Source organism: Snodgrassella sp. W8124 (assembly GCF_016100875.1).
Classification (GTDB): Bacteria; Pseudomonadota; Gammaproteobacteria; order Burkholderiales; family Neisseriaceae; genus Snodgrassella; species Snodgrassella alvi.
In genome coordinates this window covers 765,998-782,587 of sequence record NZ_JACFRP010000001.1, presented here as the reverse complement: position 1 = coordinate 782,587, position 16,590 = coordinate 765,998, and the positions used below count along the sequence as shown (strand labels likewise).

Below are 16,590 nucleotides of genomic sequence, written 5' to 3'. Positions count from 1 at the left end.
ATTCAAACATTTTCAAATATTGAAATGCTAAGAATGCTAGTACAAAAAGTTTAATTATAACCTAATTTTAGATTTTTCGATACCAATCAAGTACTTTTTTCACACTTTCTTCAATATTAAGAGAGGAAGTGTCTAAAATTTTTGCATCACTGACTGGCTCAAGCGGTGCCACAGTACGCTGACGATCCGCCTGATCACGTTTTTCAATATCAGTAAGAATTTGCATAAAGTCCGGACCATCAACAGCCAACCCTAACTGCAAAGCCCGCCGCTGCGCCCGTACTTGCGCACTGGCTGTAAGAAATATTTTGAGTTCGGCTTGCGGAAAAACAACAGAAGCCATATCTCTTCCGTCAGCAACCAGTCCTCTTGGAGTTAAAAAATCTCGCTGACGTTGTAACAATGCAGTCCGTACTTCAGGCAGTGCCGCAATAGCTGATGCACCCATGCCAATACTTTCTGTCCGTATAGCTGATGTTACATCCTCACCATTCAGAATGATCGAATCATTCTTGAAAACTACCGGAAGTTCTTGTGCGAGAGCAGCCACATCATGTTCATTATGCCAGTTTATATTCCGTTGCTGCGCATATAATGCAGTTAATCGATAAAGCGCCCCGGAATCCAGATAATCTCTGGACAAAATAGTCGCTACCCGTGCTGCTACCGTTCCTTTTCCAGATGCACTGGGACCATCAATTGCAATTACCTTTAATCGCGGTTCTGATTGTATTGCAACCATATTAGTACCTTTTAACAAGCTCTTTTCAGCCTTATAGATTGTCCTGAATTATATTTATATATCAGAAAATTCGTTCTAAACACAAACTGATATCATTTATATCAAAAACTAATGAGCCATCAGACTGGTTAGCAAACTCTGATGGCTCAATTTTTATCTGTATCAATAAAATATTACACCTTAACCTGCTTTAAAGATCTTTTCTTCTGCATAATTGTTCGCCATTGCAATACTGCAGAGACAGTAAATAATGCAAGCATAAACGGACATTCATACAATTCTTCAAGCATATCATCATAAACCGGATTTAACAAAATAAACTGTGCAATCCAGCGACCACGCTCAATTGCATCAGCCAGCAGAAAGCCGGCTGCAGCCAAAAGGAAATTCCATACAGGAAACGGCTGATGATAATAATACTGGATTCCTGCACGCAGCCGCGGCCACAGCAACATTAAAATCAGACCTAAAATCAGTACAGCAGCAATTCCATGATATACAGCATGAGAATATCCGGAAAAAGTTTGCCTGCCCCAGTTCTGATCACGACCCAGCAATACCAGCCACCATAATGATGCCCAGAGCCAGAATGCTTTTTCTTTTCCTTTTAAACCACTGCATAAAGTTGAAAGTAAAGTAAATAAAAAACAAAATAGCAGAAAAATGGTTTGTGTATTTTCTACATAGGATACCCAGTCAGGATTGATATGTAATTGCTGAACAAAAGGAACAGCCAGTATCATTAATAACCAAACTGTACTGGGTTTAGACCAGCGCCAATCAAAATTCATATTTATACTTACTAAATTAATATATTAATATATTTGCTATTATAACCAATATTACTGCTGCTCAGCTAAATTATACTCCTTCATGGTTCCCGATTTTATGTATATTTATCCTGTTTGCGATTGATATGCATATCCCACAGTACAATTAACTGATAAACTTTCAATCAAATACCTCAAATTTACCAATTTATACATGAAGACCTTGCATTTAAAAGCCTGTACCTGTCATCCTGCCAGTATTAATCTGCCCGGTTCCAAAAGTATTAGCAACCGCACCTTACTCCTTGCTGCATTGGCAGATAATGTCAGTGAAATTTATGATTTACTTGATTCAGATGACACCCGCTATATGCTGGAAGCACTGAAAACACTTGGCGTTAGAATTGAACATCTTCCCGTAGACAGTACTAACTCTGGTTTAAATATCAGAATATATGGTTGTCAGGGTAACTTTCCTAAACAGAAAGCCGATTTATTTCTTGGTAATGCAGGTACTGCATTCAGACCATTAACAGCAGTACTGGCGATAACAGGCGGTGAATATTATTTACATGGTGTAAATCGTATGCATGAACGTCCTATCGGCGATTTGGTTAATGCATTGCGAATGACAGGCGCCGAGATTGAGTATAAAGGACAAAACGGCTTTCCGCCATTACAAATTCATGAAATCCGGCAACAGAATACTGATCATATTAGTGTTAAAGGTAATGTTTCCAGCCAGTTTTTAACTGCATTACTCATTGCTCTACCATTAACAGGTAAAAAGTATACTATCGAAGTTACAGGTGAATTAATTTCTAAACCTTATATCGCAATTACTCTGAATCTGCTCAAACAGTTTGGAGTAGACGTTGAACATGATCATTATCAGACATTCAGACTGAATGCAGGACAACGTTACCATGCTCCGGCTCAAATTTATGTGGAAGGAGATGCATCCAGTGCTTCCTACTTTCTTGCTGCCGGCTTAATTTCAGGAAAACCTATTCGTGTCAACGGCATAGACAATCAAAGTATTCAAGGTGATGTAGCATTTGTGCAAGAGCTTGAAAAAATCGGAGCAACTGTACACTGGGGTAAACAATTTATTGAAATATCCCGTGCCCCACATCGGAACATTCTGCCTTTTGATATTGATGCTAATAATATCCCTGACGCAGCTATGACACTGGCTATCGTCGCTCTTGCCAGCAAAAGTACCTGTCATATTCGCAATATTGCCAGCTGGCGTGTTAAAGAAACTGATCGAATCAATGCCATGGCTTGCGAATTACGTAAACTAGGTGCCACAGTATTAGAGACTGAAGACAGCATCAGTATTACACCACCGGCAAAATTACATTCAGATATTCATATTAGCACTTATGATGACCACAGAATGGCCATGTGTTTTTCACTTATCAGTTTACTAGGAACACCTGTTTATATTGATGATCCGCAGTGTGTCAATAAGACCTTCCCAGAATATTTTCAGGTTTTTGCCAGCATGTGTACACCTGTTTAAAATCATAACTTTACTTAGTCTGTTTTCTATTTACTCAGGTTTCAGTTCAATATTGATATAATTTATTTTTTTATTTACTCATGTTACAAACAGACCAACTATCAGGCGCACAGCCACAACGCGTCATCAGCCCGCAGACAGCTTCAGCACAGGAAGAGCTACTCGAACGAGCTCTGCGTCCGCGTGCGTTATCAGATTATATAGGTCAGCACAAATCCAAAGAGCAGCTTTCAATATTCATTCAGGCAGCAAAAATACGGCACGAAGCTCTGGATCATACTTTATTGTTTGGTCCGCCGGGACTTGGTAAAACCACTCTGGCACATATTATTGCTCATGAACTTGGCGTCAATTTACGTCAGACATCGGGACCTGTACTCGAACGCGCAGGCGATCTGGCCGCACTGCTTACCAATCTGGAACCGCATGATGTACTTTTCATTGATGAAATTCACCGGCTGAATCCTGTAGTAGAAGAGATATTGTATCCGGCACTTGAAGATTATCAGCTGGATATCATGATTGGTGAAGGACCCGCTGCGCGTTCAGTTAAAATCGATCTTCCGCCATTTACTCTGGTCGGAGCAACTACACGCGCCGGCATGTTAACAAACCCATTGCGAGATCGTTTCGGTATAGTTTCACGTCTGGAATTTTATAATAATGCAGATTTAACTACGATTGTGAGCCGATCGGCTCAGCTTCTGCAACTCAAAATTGATAATACCGGAGCGGCAGAAATAGCCAGACGCAGTCGCGGCACACCGCGTATCGCTAATCGTCTGCTCAGACGCGTACGAGATTATGCAGAAGTAAAACATCAGGGTGAAATAAATGCTGTTACAGCAGATGCGGCTTTAAAAATGCTGGATATTGACCAGTCCGGACTGGATGTTATGGACTGTAAATATCTGGAAGCAATTTTATACAAATTTTCAGGCGGACCTGTCGGCTTGGATAATATTGCCGCAGCAATTGGTGAATCAACTGATACCATCGAAGATGTTATCGAGCCTTATTTAATTCAGCAAGGATTCTTACAGCGCACGCCGCGAGGACGCATGGCCACTGAATTAAGTTATAGTCATTTTGGTTTACCTACACCCGGCAATAAAGCTTAATTGTTGCACCAATATTCCGGTTTTATCTTCAAATACCAATAAAATATAAACATACCTCGATCCAAATACAGGAACAAACAAGGAAAAAACACATGAATACCAAACAGATAGATGCCGGCATATTCAAAGCATATGATATCCGCGGCATCGTAGATGTTTCACTGAATAAAGATACTGCCGAACTGATTGGCCGTGCTATTGCCACAATAGCCCTCAGCAAAGGAGTTGATCAGATTGCAATAGGACGTGACGGCCGTTTGTCCGGTCCGATTCTGGCAACAAGTCTGATTCAGGGCATTACTGCCTGTGGTATCAATGTAATCGATATAGGTATGGTTGCCACACCAATGCTGTATTTTGCAGCTGTTGAACATTGCCAAGGCAGCGGCATCATGATTACAGGCAGTCACAATCCGCCCGACTATAATGGCTTTAAAATGATGCTGGTTGGAACTACTCTGGCTGGAGATGATATTCAGGCTTTACGTAAAATTATCGAATCCGACGAGCTTGCCGCTCAATCTGAACATACCGGTAATGTTGTTCCCTTACCTATTGCATCAGAATATATTAATTATATAACTAATCATGTTCAGCTCCAGCGACCAATGAAAATTGTTATTGATGCCGGAAACGGTGTGGCTGGAGCCTATGCCGGCGATTTATATCGTGCTCTGGGCTGTGAAGTACAGGAATTATTTTGCGAAGTAGATGGCAATTTTCCCAATCATCATCCTGACCCGGCTAAACCCGCCAATTTACAGGATTTAATTCAGGTATTGCAAAAAAGCGATGCCGAAATCGGACTAGCTTTTGATGGAGATGGTGACCGTCTTGGTGTTGTAACAAAAGATGGACGGATTATCTATCCTGACCGTCAGCTAATGCTTTTTGCTGCTGATGTTCTCGCACGCAATCCGCAAGCAAAAATTATCTATGATGTAAAATCCACCAGATTATTAAAACCCTGGATTGAACAGCATGGTGGTGAAGCTATCATGAGCAAAACTGGTCACAGTTTTATCAAAGCAGCAATCAAAGAACACAATGCATTATTAGCCGGTGAAATGAGTGGTCACGTATTCTTCAAAGAACGCTGGCTAGGCTTTGACGACGGATTATATGCCGGTGCACGTATGCTGGAAATTTTATCCAGACATAAGAATCCTTCTGCTGTTTTGAATGATTTACCTGAAGGAGTTTCTACACCAGAACTGAATATTGCTGTTCCGGCCGGACAAACCGGACATGAAATTATTTCCAGTCTGGCACAAAATGCACATTTTGAAAATGAGATTGAGCGCATCACTATAGACGGACTGCGTGTGGAATTTAAAGATGGATTCGGCCTGATGAGAGCTTCCAATACCACTCCTGTACTAGTATTACGCTTTGAAGCTGATAATCAGCAAGCTTTAGCCAATATTATCGCTCAGTTCAAAGCAGTTATTGCTCAAAATCCGGACTTAAACTGGGACTGAATTTTCTTTAGTCCAATAATTTTCTGACTTAGAATATATAAAAGTAAACGGCTACATAAAGTAGCCGTTTTAAATTTAAAGCCGATTATTATATCCGCTCAAACATTATTTTTTAGCCTGACTGCCGGTTTCACGAACAAACATTGTCATGATAAATGCAAGAATCAAACCACCTACAAAAACATAGTCAGCAGTCTGGAAAACTTTCAAATTCAGCTGACCTTCTGCTTTTGTCAGATGGTCAATCAGAATATTAAACATATTGGTCATAATTGCACTAATCACAAATACGAAAAAGTTAATCACACCAGTAGCTGTACCTTTAACTTCATCAGGATTCACTTCTTTAATCATCGTATAAGGGATCATTGCCGCACCGGAAGCAATACCGAATAATAAACCCATCACAAAAGGCGGCATAACATCAGGCAAGTAAACAATAAAACCACCAGTAATGCCCATAGCAATAAGGCTACCCATCACAACTGGCTTACGGCGACCAATTACATCAGATAAATAACCTAAAATCGGACAACCAATTACCCAGCCTAGCGGAACCATTGCCAAACGTAAGGCTATATCATCTTTAGCAATCAGTCCGTCCTGTAAAAACTGATTTCCCCATGCAATATTACCAACATTGGTAGGCAGGAACATCATGGCACCGATGAAAGCACAAATGTAAGACTGTGGATTTTTCAATACCACAATATAAGGATGGCTCAAACCACTCCAGTCAATTTTACCTTCACGAGTACGTGGTGTAGATAACACTGAGCCAAAGAAAACCACAACCAGTATACCAGCAGCCACTATCCAGAACATCTGCCATGTCAGCACCTGATTTTTAATAATCGGCGATACAACAGCTTGTCCCATAAATCCGCCAAGCATACCGAAACACTGAGTCATACCGACAGCAGTTGCCAGCCATTTTTTCGGAAAGCCGCGTGTGGCCAGAAATACCGCGCTGGTAAAAGCAAGCCCGGAGCCTGCACCTTGCAGAAATCGACCGAATTGAGCAGTAATAACTGTTCCGGAACAGAATAGCACGCAACCAATAGCAACTAAAATAATACCCAACGAGGCAGTAAAACGCGGCCCGATACGATCCAGCATCACACCTGATACCAGCGCAAAGAAAGCATATGAATAAAAATACAGACCGATAATGCCAGCCATTTCAACTTTAGAAATATGCAAAGTGTCTATAATTTCAGCCTGCATAATACTTGGGGCCGAGCGCAATGCATATTGTACAAAATAAAAAATGGCACAAATAAACCAGGCAATTATAAACGTTTTATTTAATGCACTGGATTGATCAGCATTTGGTGGAGAAACTGACATATTGGATTTATGATTCATAGCGTACTCGCTTTCGTTTAATTCCGAATGAAATATCACAAAATCATTCTAACAAAACCCGTGTTACGTACACAATAAAGTTCCCAAATACTTAAAATAAGAAAAAATATAATTAAATTACATTAATTTAAACAAAAAATAAAACATTAATCAAACTTAAGCATTATTAGAACAATATTATGCTTTCAAAATGTCAAATTAATAAAATATTCTGTTCAATTTTACAAATATAACTATATTTCACTAATTATCGGATTTTTGATTTACACCATATTTACACAGGACACAAAAAACATCATAGCATGAACAAAAGTATTAAATGAAGTTTTATAAACACAATTTTAATTAAGCTCAAGATTAATACATAAACAAATATTTTATGAATTATAAATATTGATAGCGATAGTATTATATGTTTTGGTAATGGATTAATTATTATTTAAATTCAATAAATAATAAAATTATAAGACATTAAATCTATTTTTTATATTAATCTAGTAAAAAACTTTATTATAAGAATATTTATTCAGTTTATACAAATTAACTTGCAGTTAATGGATTAGAGAAAATTTTGAAAAACCAGCCAGCTACAAAATAATAGATAAAAACAAATAATAAAAAATTATGCTTTTGAAAGACTAAATCATATTAAGCTATTTATCTGGCTTATATATGATTCAGTTTATTCAAAAGCACGAAATAATTCTTAATTTAGTTAGAAATTATTAAATAGATGCATTAATAAATGCTTCCAGTTGTCCTTTATTCAAAGCTCCAACTTTTGTAGCAACACTGGCGCCATCTTTAAATATCATCAATGTGGGTATACCACGAACATTAAATTTAGCAGGAGTATCCTGATTCTCATCTACATTAAGTTTCACAATTTTCAGCTTACTTTGATAAGCCGAAGCCAATTCGTCCAGAATCGGCGCAATCATTTTGCATGGCCCACACCAGGGAGCCCAGAAATCCAGTAGTACCGGCACATTCGCCTGCAAAACTTCTTTATCAAAATTGCCATCACCTACATGAACAATTAAATCGCTACTCATTATGGTTTCCTTTTATTATCGGGTTTCTATATAAAATATAGCTAATCAGCTATCAATGCAATAGTAAAATAAAACTAAGTGATTACATGATATTAGATACCATATACACAAAACACTAATAGCTGTTTAAATTAATCTGAAAATTATTTTCAATACATCAAATATTTATCTTACTTAATGCATTAGCCAAATCAGCTTTTAAATCAGAGGCATGCTCCAAACCGACAGATAAGCGAATCAGGCCGGGCTGAATTCCGGCTTCCAGCTTGGCTTCCGGAGGCATACGGCCATGTGTAGTTGTCCATGGATGAGTGACAGTTGATTTAACATCGCCCAGATTTCCGGTTTTACTAAACAGAGTTAACATGTCAATTACCTGCCAGGCAGCTTTTTCACCACCTTTAACCTCAAAAGCTACAACAATTCCGCCACCTTGCTGTTGCTTTTGCACCAGTGATTTCTGCGGGTGATTAGACAGACCAGTATAATGTACTGTTATTACCTGTGGTTGCGTCGAAAGAAACTGAGCTACTTCCAGCGCATTAGCACACTGCTTTTCCATGCGGATATACAAAGTCTCCAAACCACTTAGGAGTATCCATGCATTAAAAGGTGACAACACTTCACCGGTAGTACGGACATGTAAAAAAATTTCGTTTACCAATGCAGCACTGCCGCAGATAACTCCTCCCATTACACGCCCATGACCATCAATCGCTTTAGTAGCAGACTCTACTGATAAATCTGCCCCCAGTCGCAGCGGCTGTTGCAAAGCCGGCGATAAAAAACTGTTATCAACAACCAGTATAGCCTGATTATCATGTGCAATTTCTGCAAGTTTAGTGATATCAGCCAGTTCATTCAGCGGATTAGACGGCGTTTCAACAAAAAGCATTCTGGTATTAGGACGGATAGCGGCCTGCCATTCAGTAATATCAGTCTGACTCACCAGAGTCACTTCAATCCCAAAACGTGGCAAAATATTATTCAGTAATCCAATCGTAGTACCAAACAAACTTTTACTGGCTACCAAATGATCGCCAGCTTTTAACAGAGCAAGAAAAGTAGCATTGATTGCAGCCATTCCTGTAGACGTTGCCAGACCTGCCTCTCCCTGTTCGAGCTGAGCTACCCTTGCCTGAAAAGCCGCAACAGTAGGATTATTAGTACGTGTATAAGTATAACCCTGTGTAGAACCGGCAAATAAAGATGCGCCAGTTTCTGCATTTTCAAACATAAAACTACTGGTCAGAAACAGTGCAGAATTGTGTTCATTGAAAGGAGTTTGTTCCTTAGCACCCCGGATGGCGATAGTTTCAGGATGCAATTGTAAAGTAGACATGATTGTTTAATTTATCTATAAATATTGAGTAAAGAATTGTGCCGCTTTTTTTATAATTGTGCAAATAACCGGCTTTTATAAATTAAGAATATAGTATTCTTTATTTCAAGCCCCATACATCAAGCAAATAGCAGTGCCTCAGTATATGTTTATCATGCATTTTGATAATTTATATATTTTGGAAAAAATAATTGAAAATAAGGATAAAAAATGTATTTTGTCATTTCACCAGCAAAAAAATTAAATGAATCAGTAGAAATTCCTACCAAAAAGTATACGCAAGCTAAACTTTTGGATCAGGCACAACTACTGATGCCATTACTACAACAACTGGCTCCCCACGAAATTGCTACTCTTATGAGTATCTCCGATAAACTCGCTTTACAAAATGCCGAACGCTACTATAACTGGCAGCCCCCTTTTACACCTGAAAACGCCAAACAGGCTGTATATCTTTTTAATGGTGATGTTTATGATGGCTTGGATGCGCTGCATTTAACTGAATCTGCGTTAGATTATTTGCAACAACATATGTCTATTCTGTCAGGTTTGTATGGTGTTCTTAAACCTTTAGATTTAATTCAGCCCTACCGTTTAGAAATGAGTATTAAACTTAAAAATGCTCGCGGCAAAGATTTATATACTTTCTGGGGAGACATCATTACCAACACCATTGAACAGAATATACAGTCAGAAGAATATAAAGTACTTATTAATCTCGCGTCACAAGAATATTTCAAAGCAATAAATACTAAAAAAATATCTGTACCTGTTATTGCACCTGTTTTTAAAGATCAAAAAAACGGTAAATATAAAATTATCAGCTTTTATGCCAAGCGTGCGCGAGGTTTGTTTATGCGCTTTGCAGCAGAAAATCAGCTAACAGATCCGGAACAGTTAAAAGAATTCGATTATGATGGCTATTATTATGATAAAGCTTCATCCAGTGAATCAGAGTGGGTATTCCTGCGTGACGAAAACAGCCATCACTAAATTTAATCAAAAATAAAATGAACGATTTAACCAGAAATTCGCTGTTTGCTTATACAAAACACTTGGCAAATCCGTATTAATCGTCTATTATGCGCATCTTCAAAGACGGAAGCGTGGCAGAGCGGTTTAATGCAACGGTCTTGAAAACCGTCGAGGGTTGATAGCCCTCCGTGAGTTCGAATCTCACCGCTTCCGCCAAATAATAAATAAAATAAACAAATGACTAATTAATGTTAGTTTTATCTCATATATTATCCCACATAAAAATCTATAACGAAGCAGACATTGCCAAGAAGGGAGGACATGGATACGTATCGAGTCGCGCAGGTCTGCCTGAACGGGCATGTTGTAACAGCCTTAGCAGATGTACAGCCCGAACATCAAGAAGCATTCTGTTCGAAGTGTGGCGAAGTGACCATCACCAATTGTCCTAACTGCAGCGTATTTATTCGGGGCCGCTATCAGAGTGAATACGGAATATGGACCTTCGGCAAATACCAACCCCCTGCGTTCTGCCACAACTGCGGTGAACCGTTTCCTTGGACTGAACGAAAGATTGCAAGCGCCATTGAGTTGGTCGAAGTTGGGGCGAATCTATCCCCCGAAGAAATGCAACAATTCCGTTCCGACTTGACAGAGCTAACGAAAGACAGTCCGAAGACGCAAGTTGCGTCGCTTCGCTTCAAGAAGGTAATGGGCAAGGTCGGAAAGTCTATCGCATCCGGTGTTCGGGATATTGTTGTAGACGTTCTGACCGAATCAGCCAAGAAAGCGATTTGGGGCTAAACAGCCGCAGCTAAACGAAAAAAAGCCGGTATGAAGGTCGGGCATAGTCCTTCTGGTACTGTGAATTCACATGCGAACGCGCTTTAAAGCTTTCGAAACAAACGCCTATTTTATAAGCTGCTGTAAATGCTGCCGATAGCCTTGTTGACTTTCGGTATAAATTCCCCAAGCGCGATGCTGTCTGTCATCCGCTTGTTGACGTCTGAAAACCAACGTTTCATCGTATCGTAACGAAACTTCGAATGGGTTTTGGCATTGAAGCAAACAAGGAAGCCGCGCGAATGAAAGATGACACCGGCAACGTCATTGCTTTCGAGCATCGCCGCACGCACCTTCGCCGGACGGCCTGCTTGCTTCGCCTGTTCGCGGCTATATTCCGAATTTCGCTTTCATGGCTGGCGCGCTGTGACACGTCTTCATGCTTACTCAGTTCGACAATGAACGTGCTGATTTCGCGGTAAAATAAAGATGGTTGCGCCTTCACTTCTCAACCTACCTTACCAAGTATTGTTTCTAGCGCTCTCTTCCATGCGGCGAGGTTGTCATCTTCACAGTATTCCATCGCTTTTGCATAATCCAAGATGGTTTCGATGCACCCGTGAAGGTAGTTCTCTCTTTAATCTTCGTCTGCCATATAGATTTAAGCACGGTGATAACATCGGACTTCATAATATTTTTACGATAGGTTCGACAGTAATCGGTTAAGCGTAGGTTTGAAGCTTCGATTTCCATTGCATGCGTAATTGGGTTCGCGCGAATCGTTCACAATCACGACTAGGGCGCATTCGCGGAACGTCTTTACCTTCGATTAATGAATGCGCAAGGCTTCGCAGTCTTGTTTCTCTGTTCGATGGGTCGATATACCGCTCCAAACTTATTTACAAAGTTAGCAGGTCTTGTCGCGAGCTTCGATCAACGAAACTTCAGGTTAACTGCCTAGTCGTTCTCCCTACCGATGCACTATAGACTTGCCATTGTCTTTCTATCATGTCCGTCAGCTACGCGCACCACTTATACCCAGAATCTCCCAACGATGCGCAGAAACTGTCTTTCTGCACCGTTTACGGCATGCCGTCCTATGCTAATCAACTTTAACAGACTAAATAATTATAAAACGGATATATTACTACGATAATTTTATTCAAATTTCATTTATCTAGCTTAAAGTCGAAGATAAAAAATAAAATACTGCATTGAATTACACATTAAAAAGGAAAGTAGATTGTAAAAAAGCTAAGATAAAGACTGATAAGCCTTAAGCAAAACCTTTAACCTGCTGATCACAGTTATTTCCAAAATATTAGAATATTTTATAAGAATAAGTCTAAGTAAATTGCATAATGAAATAAATAATTTTTACCACTCATTTCACTATTCTTGGTTGGCAATATTTCTGCCAATTATCAAAAAAATTTTTGATATTAATGCTTTAATGGGATAAATAGCAGAAAACTGCATAGACTGTCTTAGCTAGAAAATATTAGTAGAAATGACTACTCTATACGAAAGATTATCTACTTATAAAAAAACTAAATTCTTACTATAGTTTTTAAAAGATACAGCAAATAATTGTGATATGTAAAATAAAAGTTTTGCGTCGATATCATGAAACTTTTATTTTACAATTTTAACATACATATCATAGACATATTTTTTATACTCTACCATGTGAAACTAATTAACTATTCCCGAAATCATGATGCTTGATTCGCTGATAGTTATACCAGTTTGTTTGATTTGACATCGAATTAGGTTGATTTTGTTGTAGTTCAGTATATTTGGAATTACCATCTTTCAGCTCGGGATTATCTTCAGTACTACTGGATCCTGAAGATAAACTTGTCTGAACATGTTGCTGAAACTCCATTTTCCGGGCTTTTTTATCCAGCATTGATATATGAATTTCTGTATCATAAATGCTTTTCAGTTCGAGCAATTTTTGATAAGTAGCAATCAACTCTTTATTATCAGGAGTTCGCATGATTTGCCCTTCAAGAAATTCACGGCATTTATTAAACTCTTCAGTTCTCATGGCTCATATATATTAAAAAAATCTCAATATCTAAATTTTACACCATTTACAGAAATTAGCATTGAGAAATTGAATTAATATTTAAGTTATTCAGATATTATTAATCTAAATATCTGATATTACATTCGTTAAAAAATTTATCTTTATTCTCACAAATACGTGAATAGAGAAATTTAAAATTCTGAATCAAAATTTCAAGTACTTTTTTCTTAAAATATTAGAGATATAAGCAAAGCAATTGCACAAAAATTAATCACGCTTAAATTGGATTGATTCACCTTGTTTTTTTATAGTTATCCACAGATATACTCACAAAAATTGTGAAATTCTGAAGGAATTTAAAATGATAGTAAAGGCTGAATAATCAAAACAACCAATCATATATATATGTTTTAAAACGTTTTTAATTGATTAAGTAAATTGAAAAAGCAAAACAACATAATTGAAATTCAAGTTCAGTAACTTTAGATGTTTTGAATTAAAAATATCCTGACAAACGCTCACAATTTCTATTCGTATAGATTTTGTTTCAATAACATTGATGATGCACTATAAATCCTACCAAAAAGGAAATTTAGACTTAAATTCCTCAATGAACATAAATAAAAAAATATAAGTACATTTAGGTTTATTTTTTATAAATCAATAATTTAAATCTAATCAAAATATTTATTCATACTGGTACTTGACATTAATTTTCTGATACCAATATATCTGTTAATGAAAATATAACTAAAGGAAATTTTGATGAGATTCGATAAGCTTACCGCAAAGTTTCAGCAAGCTTTACAAGATGCACAAAGTCTTGCTTTAGGACAGGATGCCGGTTATCTGGAAGCCGTATTTATATTGAAGGCTTTACTGAATGATAATGATAGTGGCTGTGCTGCTTTACTTACTCAGGCTGGTGCAAATGTTGCACAAGTTAAACAGCAGGTTGACTCTACTATTAATGGTTTACCCAGAGTATCCGGTCAGGGGGGTGAAATCCTACCCAGTACTGAATTGCAGCACATTCTCAATCTGATGGATAAAGCTGCTATTAAACGTAATGATGCTTATATAGCCAGCGAGTTGTTTTTGCTTGGCGCTGTTCAGGAAAACGAACAATGCGGACGTATTCTTAAACAGGCTGGTGTTACAGAAGATAAATTGAATTCGGCTATAGATGCCGTTCGCGGAGGCGCAAGTGTGGATAATCCTAACGCAGAAGATCAACGTGAAGCATTGAAAAAATATACAACTGACCTGACTGAAAAAGCACGTTCGGGTAAGCTGGATCCCGTAATCGGGCGAGATGATGAAATCCGGCGCACTATTCTGGTGCTTGAACGGCGTACTAAAAACAACCCTGTACTTATCGGTGAACCGGGTGTAGGTAAAACTGCCATTGTTGAAGGTCTGGCTCAACGAATTGTGAATAATGAAGTTCCGGATTCTTTGCGAAATAAGCGTTTGCTTTTGCTGGATCTGGCTAGTTTGATTGCTGGTGCAAAATTCCGGGGTGAGTTTGAAGAACGTCTCAAAGCAGTACTTAATGATCTGGCTAAAGACGAAGGCAATACCATTATTTTTATTGATGAAATACATACACTGGTAGGGGCCGGTAAAGCCGATGGTGCTATGGATGCAGGTAATATGCTCAAGCCGGCTCTTGCGCGGGGTGAATTGCATTGCATCGGCGCGACAACATTGGATGAGTATCGTCAATATATTGAAAAAGACCCTGCTCTGGAACGCCGTTTCCAGAAAGTACTGGTAAAAGAACCGACAGTTGAAGATACCATTGCCATTTTACGTGGCTTACAGGAACGCTATGAAATCTATCATGGTGTAGAAATCACTGATCCGGCAATAGTAGCTGCTGCTGAATTATCTAATCGTTATATTACCGACCGTTTCTTACCAGATAAAGCCATTGACCTGATTGATGAGGCTGCATCATTAATTAAAGTTGAAAGCCAGTCTATGCCTGAAAGTATGGACAAGCTTAAACGCCGTGAAATACAGCTGGAAATTGAACGCGCATCTCTGGTGAAAGAAGATGATGAAGCCAGCAAAAAGCGTCTGGCACTGCTGGATGAAGAGCTGGATAATGTTAAGCGTGAGTTTGCTGATCTGGATGAAATCTGGAAAGCAGAACGAGCCAAAGCTCAAGGCAGCGTTACAATTAAAGAGCAGATTGATCAGCTAAAAGTTAAGATGGATGCGCTTAAGCGTAATGGTAAATGGGAAGAAGTGGCTAAGCTGCAATATGAAGAATTACCCCGGCTTGAATCACAGTTACAGGCTGCTGACAATGGGCAACAGAATAATCAGCCTAACAAGCTGTTACGCACTAAAGTAGGTTCAGAAGAAATTGCCGAAATTGTTTCGCGTATGACCGGTATTCCGGTATCCAAAATGATGGCCGGTGAACGGGAAAAACTATTGAGAATTGAAGAAGTATTACATGAACGTGTCGTGGGACAGGATGAAGCTGTACGCGCTGTAGCAGATGCAATCCGCCGCTCACGCTCCGGTTTATCAGACCCGAATAAACCATATGGCAGCTTTTTGTTCCTCGGCCCCACCGGTGTAGGTAAAACAGAGTTGTGTAAAACTCTGGCAAGCTTTTTGTTTGATAGCGAAACCCATCTGATTCGGGTAGATATGTCGGAATATATGGAAAAACATTCCGTTGCGCGTTTGATTGGTGCGCCTCCCGGCTATGTTGGTTATGAAGAAGGTGGTTTTTTAACTGAGCAGGTACGTCGCAATCCTTATAGTGTGGTTTTGCTGGATGAAGTTGAAAAAGCTCATCCGGATGTATTCAACATTTTGTTACAAGTTTTGGATGATGGTCGTTTAACTGACGGTCAGGGACGTACAGTTGATTTCAAAAATACGGTTATCGTTATGACTTCCAATATTGGCAGTCAGGAAATTCAGAAAATGGAAAGCGATGATTATGCTGCGATTAAGGCAGTAGTAATGGATGAAGTTAAACAATACTTCCGTCCTGAACTGATTAACCGTATTGATGAAGTTGTTGTATTCCATAGTCTTAACCAGTCCAATATTCGTGCTATCGCTAATATCCAGCTTGCCGGTCTGCGTCAGCGTCTGGAAAAAATGGATTTACATTTACAGGTTGATGATGCCGCTTTAGATGTACTGGCTAAGGTGGGATTTGATCCGGTCTATGGCGCACGTCCTCTGAAACGGGCTATTCAGACCGAAATCGAAAATCCACTGGCTAAAGAATTACTGGCTGGAGACTATGCTCCTAACAGTACAATTATGTTAACGGCTCAGGATGGTATTTTGACTTTTGCCTGATTATTAATTGAGAAACCTGCTTTACAGCAGGTTTCTTTTTAATTTCAAATC

General features: G+C 38.9%; 13 protein-coding genes and 1 tRNA gene. 7 read left to right on the top strand and 7 right to left on the bottom strand.

What is annotated here, in order from left to right; all coding sequences use genetic code 11:
• Nucleotides 1-67: 67 nt before the first annotated feature.
• Both cmk and H3U73_RS03400 read right to left on the bottom strand, forming a co-directional pair.
• Complete coding sequence (cmk, locus tag H3U73_RS03405; protein ID WP_198190050.1) at nt 68-742, bottom strand: (d)CMP kinase; 675 nt, start codon at nt 740-742, stop codon at nt 68-70.
• 173 nt (nt 743-915) lie between these two features.
• Nucleotides 916-1,533 carry a hypothetical protein gene (locus H3U73_RS03400; protein ID WP_198190049.1) on the bottom strand — a complete coding sequence of 206 codons (618 nt, stop codon included), beginning with the start codon at nt 1,531-1,533 and terminating at the stop codon, nt 916-918.
• A 193-nt stretch (nt 1,534-1,726) separates the two neighbouring features.
• On the opposite strand from H3U73_RS03400, the gene aroA reads away from it, so the two are divergent.
• From aroA to H3U73_RS03385, 3 genes are all read left to right on the top strand, one after another.
• Entirely contained in the window at nt 1,727-3,040 is a 1,314-nt protein-coding gene (aroA, locus tag H3U73_RS03395) for a 3-phosphoshikimate 1-carboxyvinyltransferase (protein ID WP_198190048.1), read from the top strand.
• A gap of 80 nt (nt 3,041-3,120) precedes the next feature.
• Nucleotides 3,121-4,161 carry a Holliday junction branch migration DNA helicase RuvB gene (ruvB, locus tag H3U73_RS03390; RefSeq protein WP_025330817.1) on the top strand — a complete coding sequence of 347 codons (1,041 nt, stop codon included), beginning with the start codon at nt 3,121-3,123 and terminating at the stop codon, nt 4,159-4,161.
• A gap of 92 nt (nt 4,162-4,253) precedes the next feature.
• Nucleotides 4,254-5,642: a phosphomannomutase/phosphoglucomutase gene (locus H3U73_RS03385; protein WP_198190047.1), complete on the top strand. Its 1,389-nt coding sequence runs from the start codon at nt 4,254-4,256 to the stop codon at nt 5,640-5,642.
• Between the two features lie 105 nt (nt 5,643-5,747).
• On the opposite strand, the gene H3U73_RS03380 is transcribed toward H3U73_RS03385, so the two are convergent.
• The 3 genes from H3U73_RS03380 to H3U73_RS03370 all read right to left on the bottom strand — a co-directional run bounded on the left by H3U73_RS03380 (nt 5,748) and on the right by H3U73_RS03370 (nt 9,407).
• A complete protein-coding gene (locus tag H3U73_RS03380; RefSeq protein WP_198209166.1) occupies nt 5,748-6,992 on the bottom strand; it encodes an MFS transporter in 1,245 nt (414 codons plus the stop codon).
• Between the two features lie 743 nt (nt 6,993-7,735).
• A complete protein-coding gene (trxA, locus tag H3U73_RS03375; RefSeq protein ID WP_198190046.1) occupies nt 7,736-8,065 on the bottom strand; it encodes a thioredoxin TrxA in 330 nt (109 codons plus the stop codon).
• Nucleotides 8,066-8,222: 157 nt separating this feature from the next.
• On the bottom strand, nt 8,223-9,407 hold the full coding sequence (locus H3U73_RS03370; protein ID WP_084547706.1) for an O-succinylhomoserine sulfhydrylase: 1,185 nt from the start codon (nt 9,405-9,407) through the stop codon (nt 8,223-8,225).
• A 210-nt stretch (nt 9,408-9,617) separates the two neighbouring features.
• Between H3U73_RS03370 and yaaA the strand changes: the two genes are divergently transcribed.
• From yaaA to H3U73_RS03355, 3 genes are all read left to right on the top strand, one after another.
• Nucleotides 9,618-10,400: a peroxide stress protein YaaA gene (gene yaaA, locus H3U73_RS03365; protein WP_198190045.1), complete on the top strand. Its 783-nt coding sequence runs from the start codon at nt 9,618-9,620 to the stop codon at nt 10,398-10,400.
• Nucleotides 10,401-10,507: 107 nt separating this feature from the next.
• Nucleotides 10,508-10,598 (top strand) — tRNA-Ser (locus tag H3U73_RS03360).
• 105 nt (nt 10,599-10,703) lie between these two features.
• Nucleotides 10,704-11,186, top strand: coding sequence for a DUF2321 domain-containing protein (locus H3U73_RS03355; protein WP_198190044.1), 483 nt, complete (start codon nt 10,704-10,706; stop codon nt 11,184-11,186).
• Between the two features lie 110 nt (nt 11,187-11,296).
• Here H3U73_RS03355 and H3U73_RS03350 read toward each other — a convergent pair whose 3' ends face one another.
• Together H3U73_RS03350 and H3U73_RS03345 are read right to left on the bottom strand one after the other, a co-directional pair.
• Nucleotides 11,297-11,518: a hypothetical protein gene (locus H3U73_RS03350; protein WP_198190043.1), complete on the bottom strand. Its 222-nt coding sequence runs from the start codon at nt 11,516-11,518 to the stop codon at nt 11,297-11,299.
• Nucleotides 11,519-12,864: 1,346 nt separating this feature from the next.
• Entirely contained in the window at nt 12,865-13,167 is a 303-nt protein-coding gene (locus H3U73_RS03345) for a hypothetical protein (RefSeq protein WP_100125493.1), read from the bottom strand.
• 798 nt (nt 13,168-13,965) lie between these two features.
• Here H3U73_RS03345 and clpB point away from each other — a divergent pair.
• Nucleotides 13,966-16,539, top strand: a complete 2,574-nt coding sequence (clpB, locus tag H3U73_RS03340) for an ATP-dependent chaperone ClpB (protein ID WP_198190042.1) — start codon at nt 13,966-13,968, stop codon at nt 16,537-16,539.
• The last annotated feature ends 51 nt before the right edge of the window (nt 16,540-16,590 follow it).

What these genes read in the sequence shown, in the direction of transcription:
- clpB (WP_198190042.1), top strand. Translation starts at nt 13,966, where the DNA reads ATGAGATTCGATAAGCTTACCGCAAAGTTTCAGCAAGCTTTACAAGAT.
- H3U73_RS03355 (WP_198190044.1), top strand. Translation starts at nt 10,704, where the DNA reads ATGGATACGTATCGAGTCGCGCAGGTCTGCCTGAACGGGCATGTTGTA.
- H3U73_RS03370 (WP_084547706.1), bottom strand. Translation starts at nt 9,407, where the DNA reads ATGTCTACTTTACAATTGCATCCTGAAACTATCGCCATCCGGGGTGCT.
- H3U73_RS03345 (WP_100125493.1), bottom strand. Translation starts at nt 13,167, where the DNA reads ATGCGAACTCCTGATAATAAAGAGTTGATTGCTACTTATCAAAAATTG.
- H3U73_RS03380 (WP_198209166.1), bottom strand. Translation starts at nt 6,992, where the DNA reads ATGTCAGTTTCTCCACCAAATGCTGATCAATCCAGTGCATTAAATAAA.
- trxA (WP_198190046.1), bottom strand. Translation starts at nt 8,065, where the DNA reads ATGAGTAGCGATTTAATTGTTCATGTAGGTGATGGCAATTTTGATAAA.
- H3U73_RS03400 (WP_198190049.1), bottom strand. Translation starts at nt 1,533, where the DNA reads ATGAATTTTGATTGGCGCTGGTCTAAACCCAGTACAGTTTGGTTATTA.
- yaaA (WP_198190045.1), top strand. Translation starts at nt 9,618, where the DNA reads ATGTATTTTGTCATTTCACCAGCAAAAAAATTAAATGAATCAGTAGAA.
- H3U73_RS03385 (WP_198190047.1), top strand. Translation starts at nt 4,254, where the DNA reads ATGAATACCAAACAGATAGATGCCGGCATATTCAAAGCATATGATATC.
- ruvB (WP_025330817.1), top strand. Translation starts at nt 3,121, where the DNA reads ATGTTACAAACAGACCAACTATCAGGCGCACAGCCACAACGCGTCATC.
- cmk (WP_198190050.1), bottom strand. Translation starts at nt 742, where the DNA reads ATGGTTGCAATACAATCAGAACCGCGATTAAAGGTAATTGCAATTGAT.
- aroA (WP_198190048.1), top strand. Translation starts at nt 1,727, where the DNA reads ATGAAGACCTTGCATTTAAAAGCCTGTACCTGTCATCCTGCCAGTATT.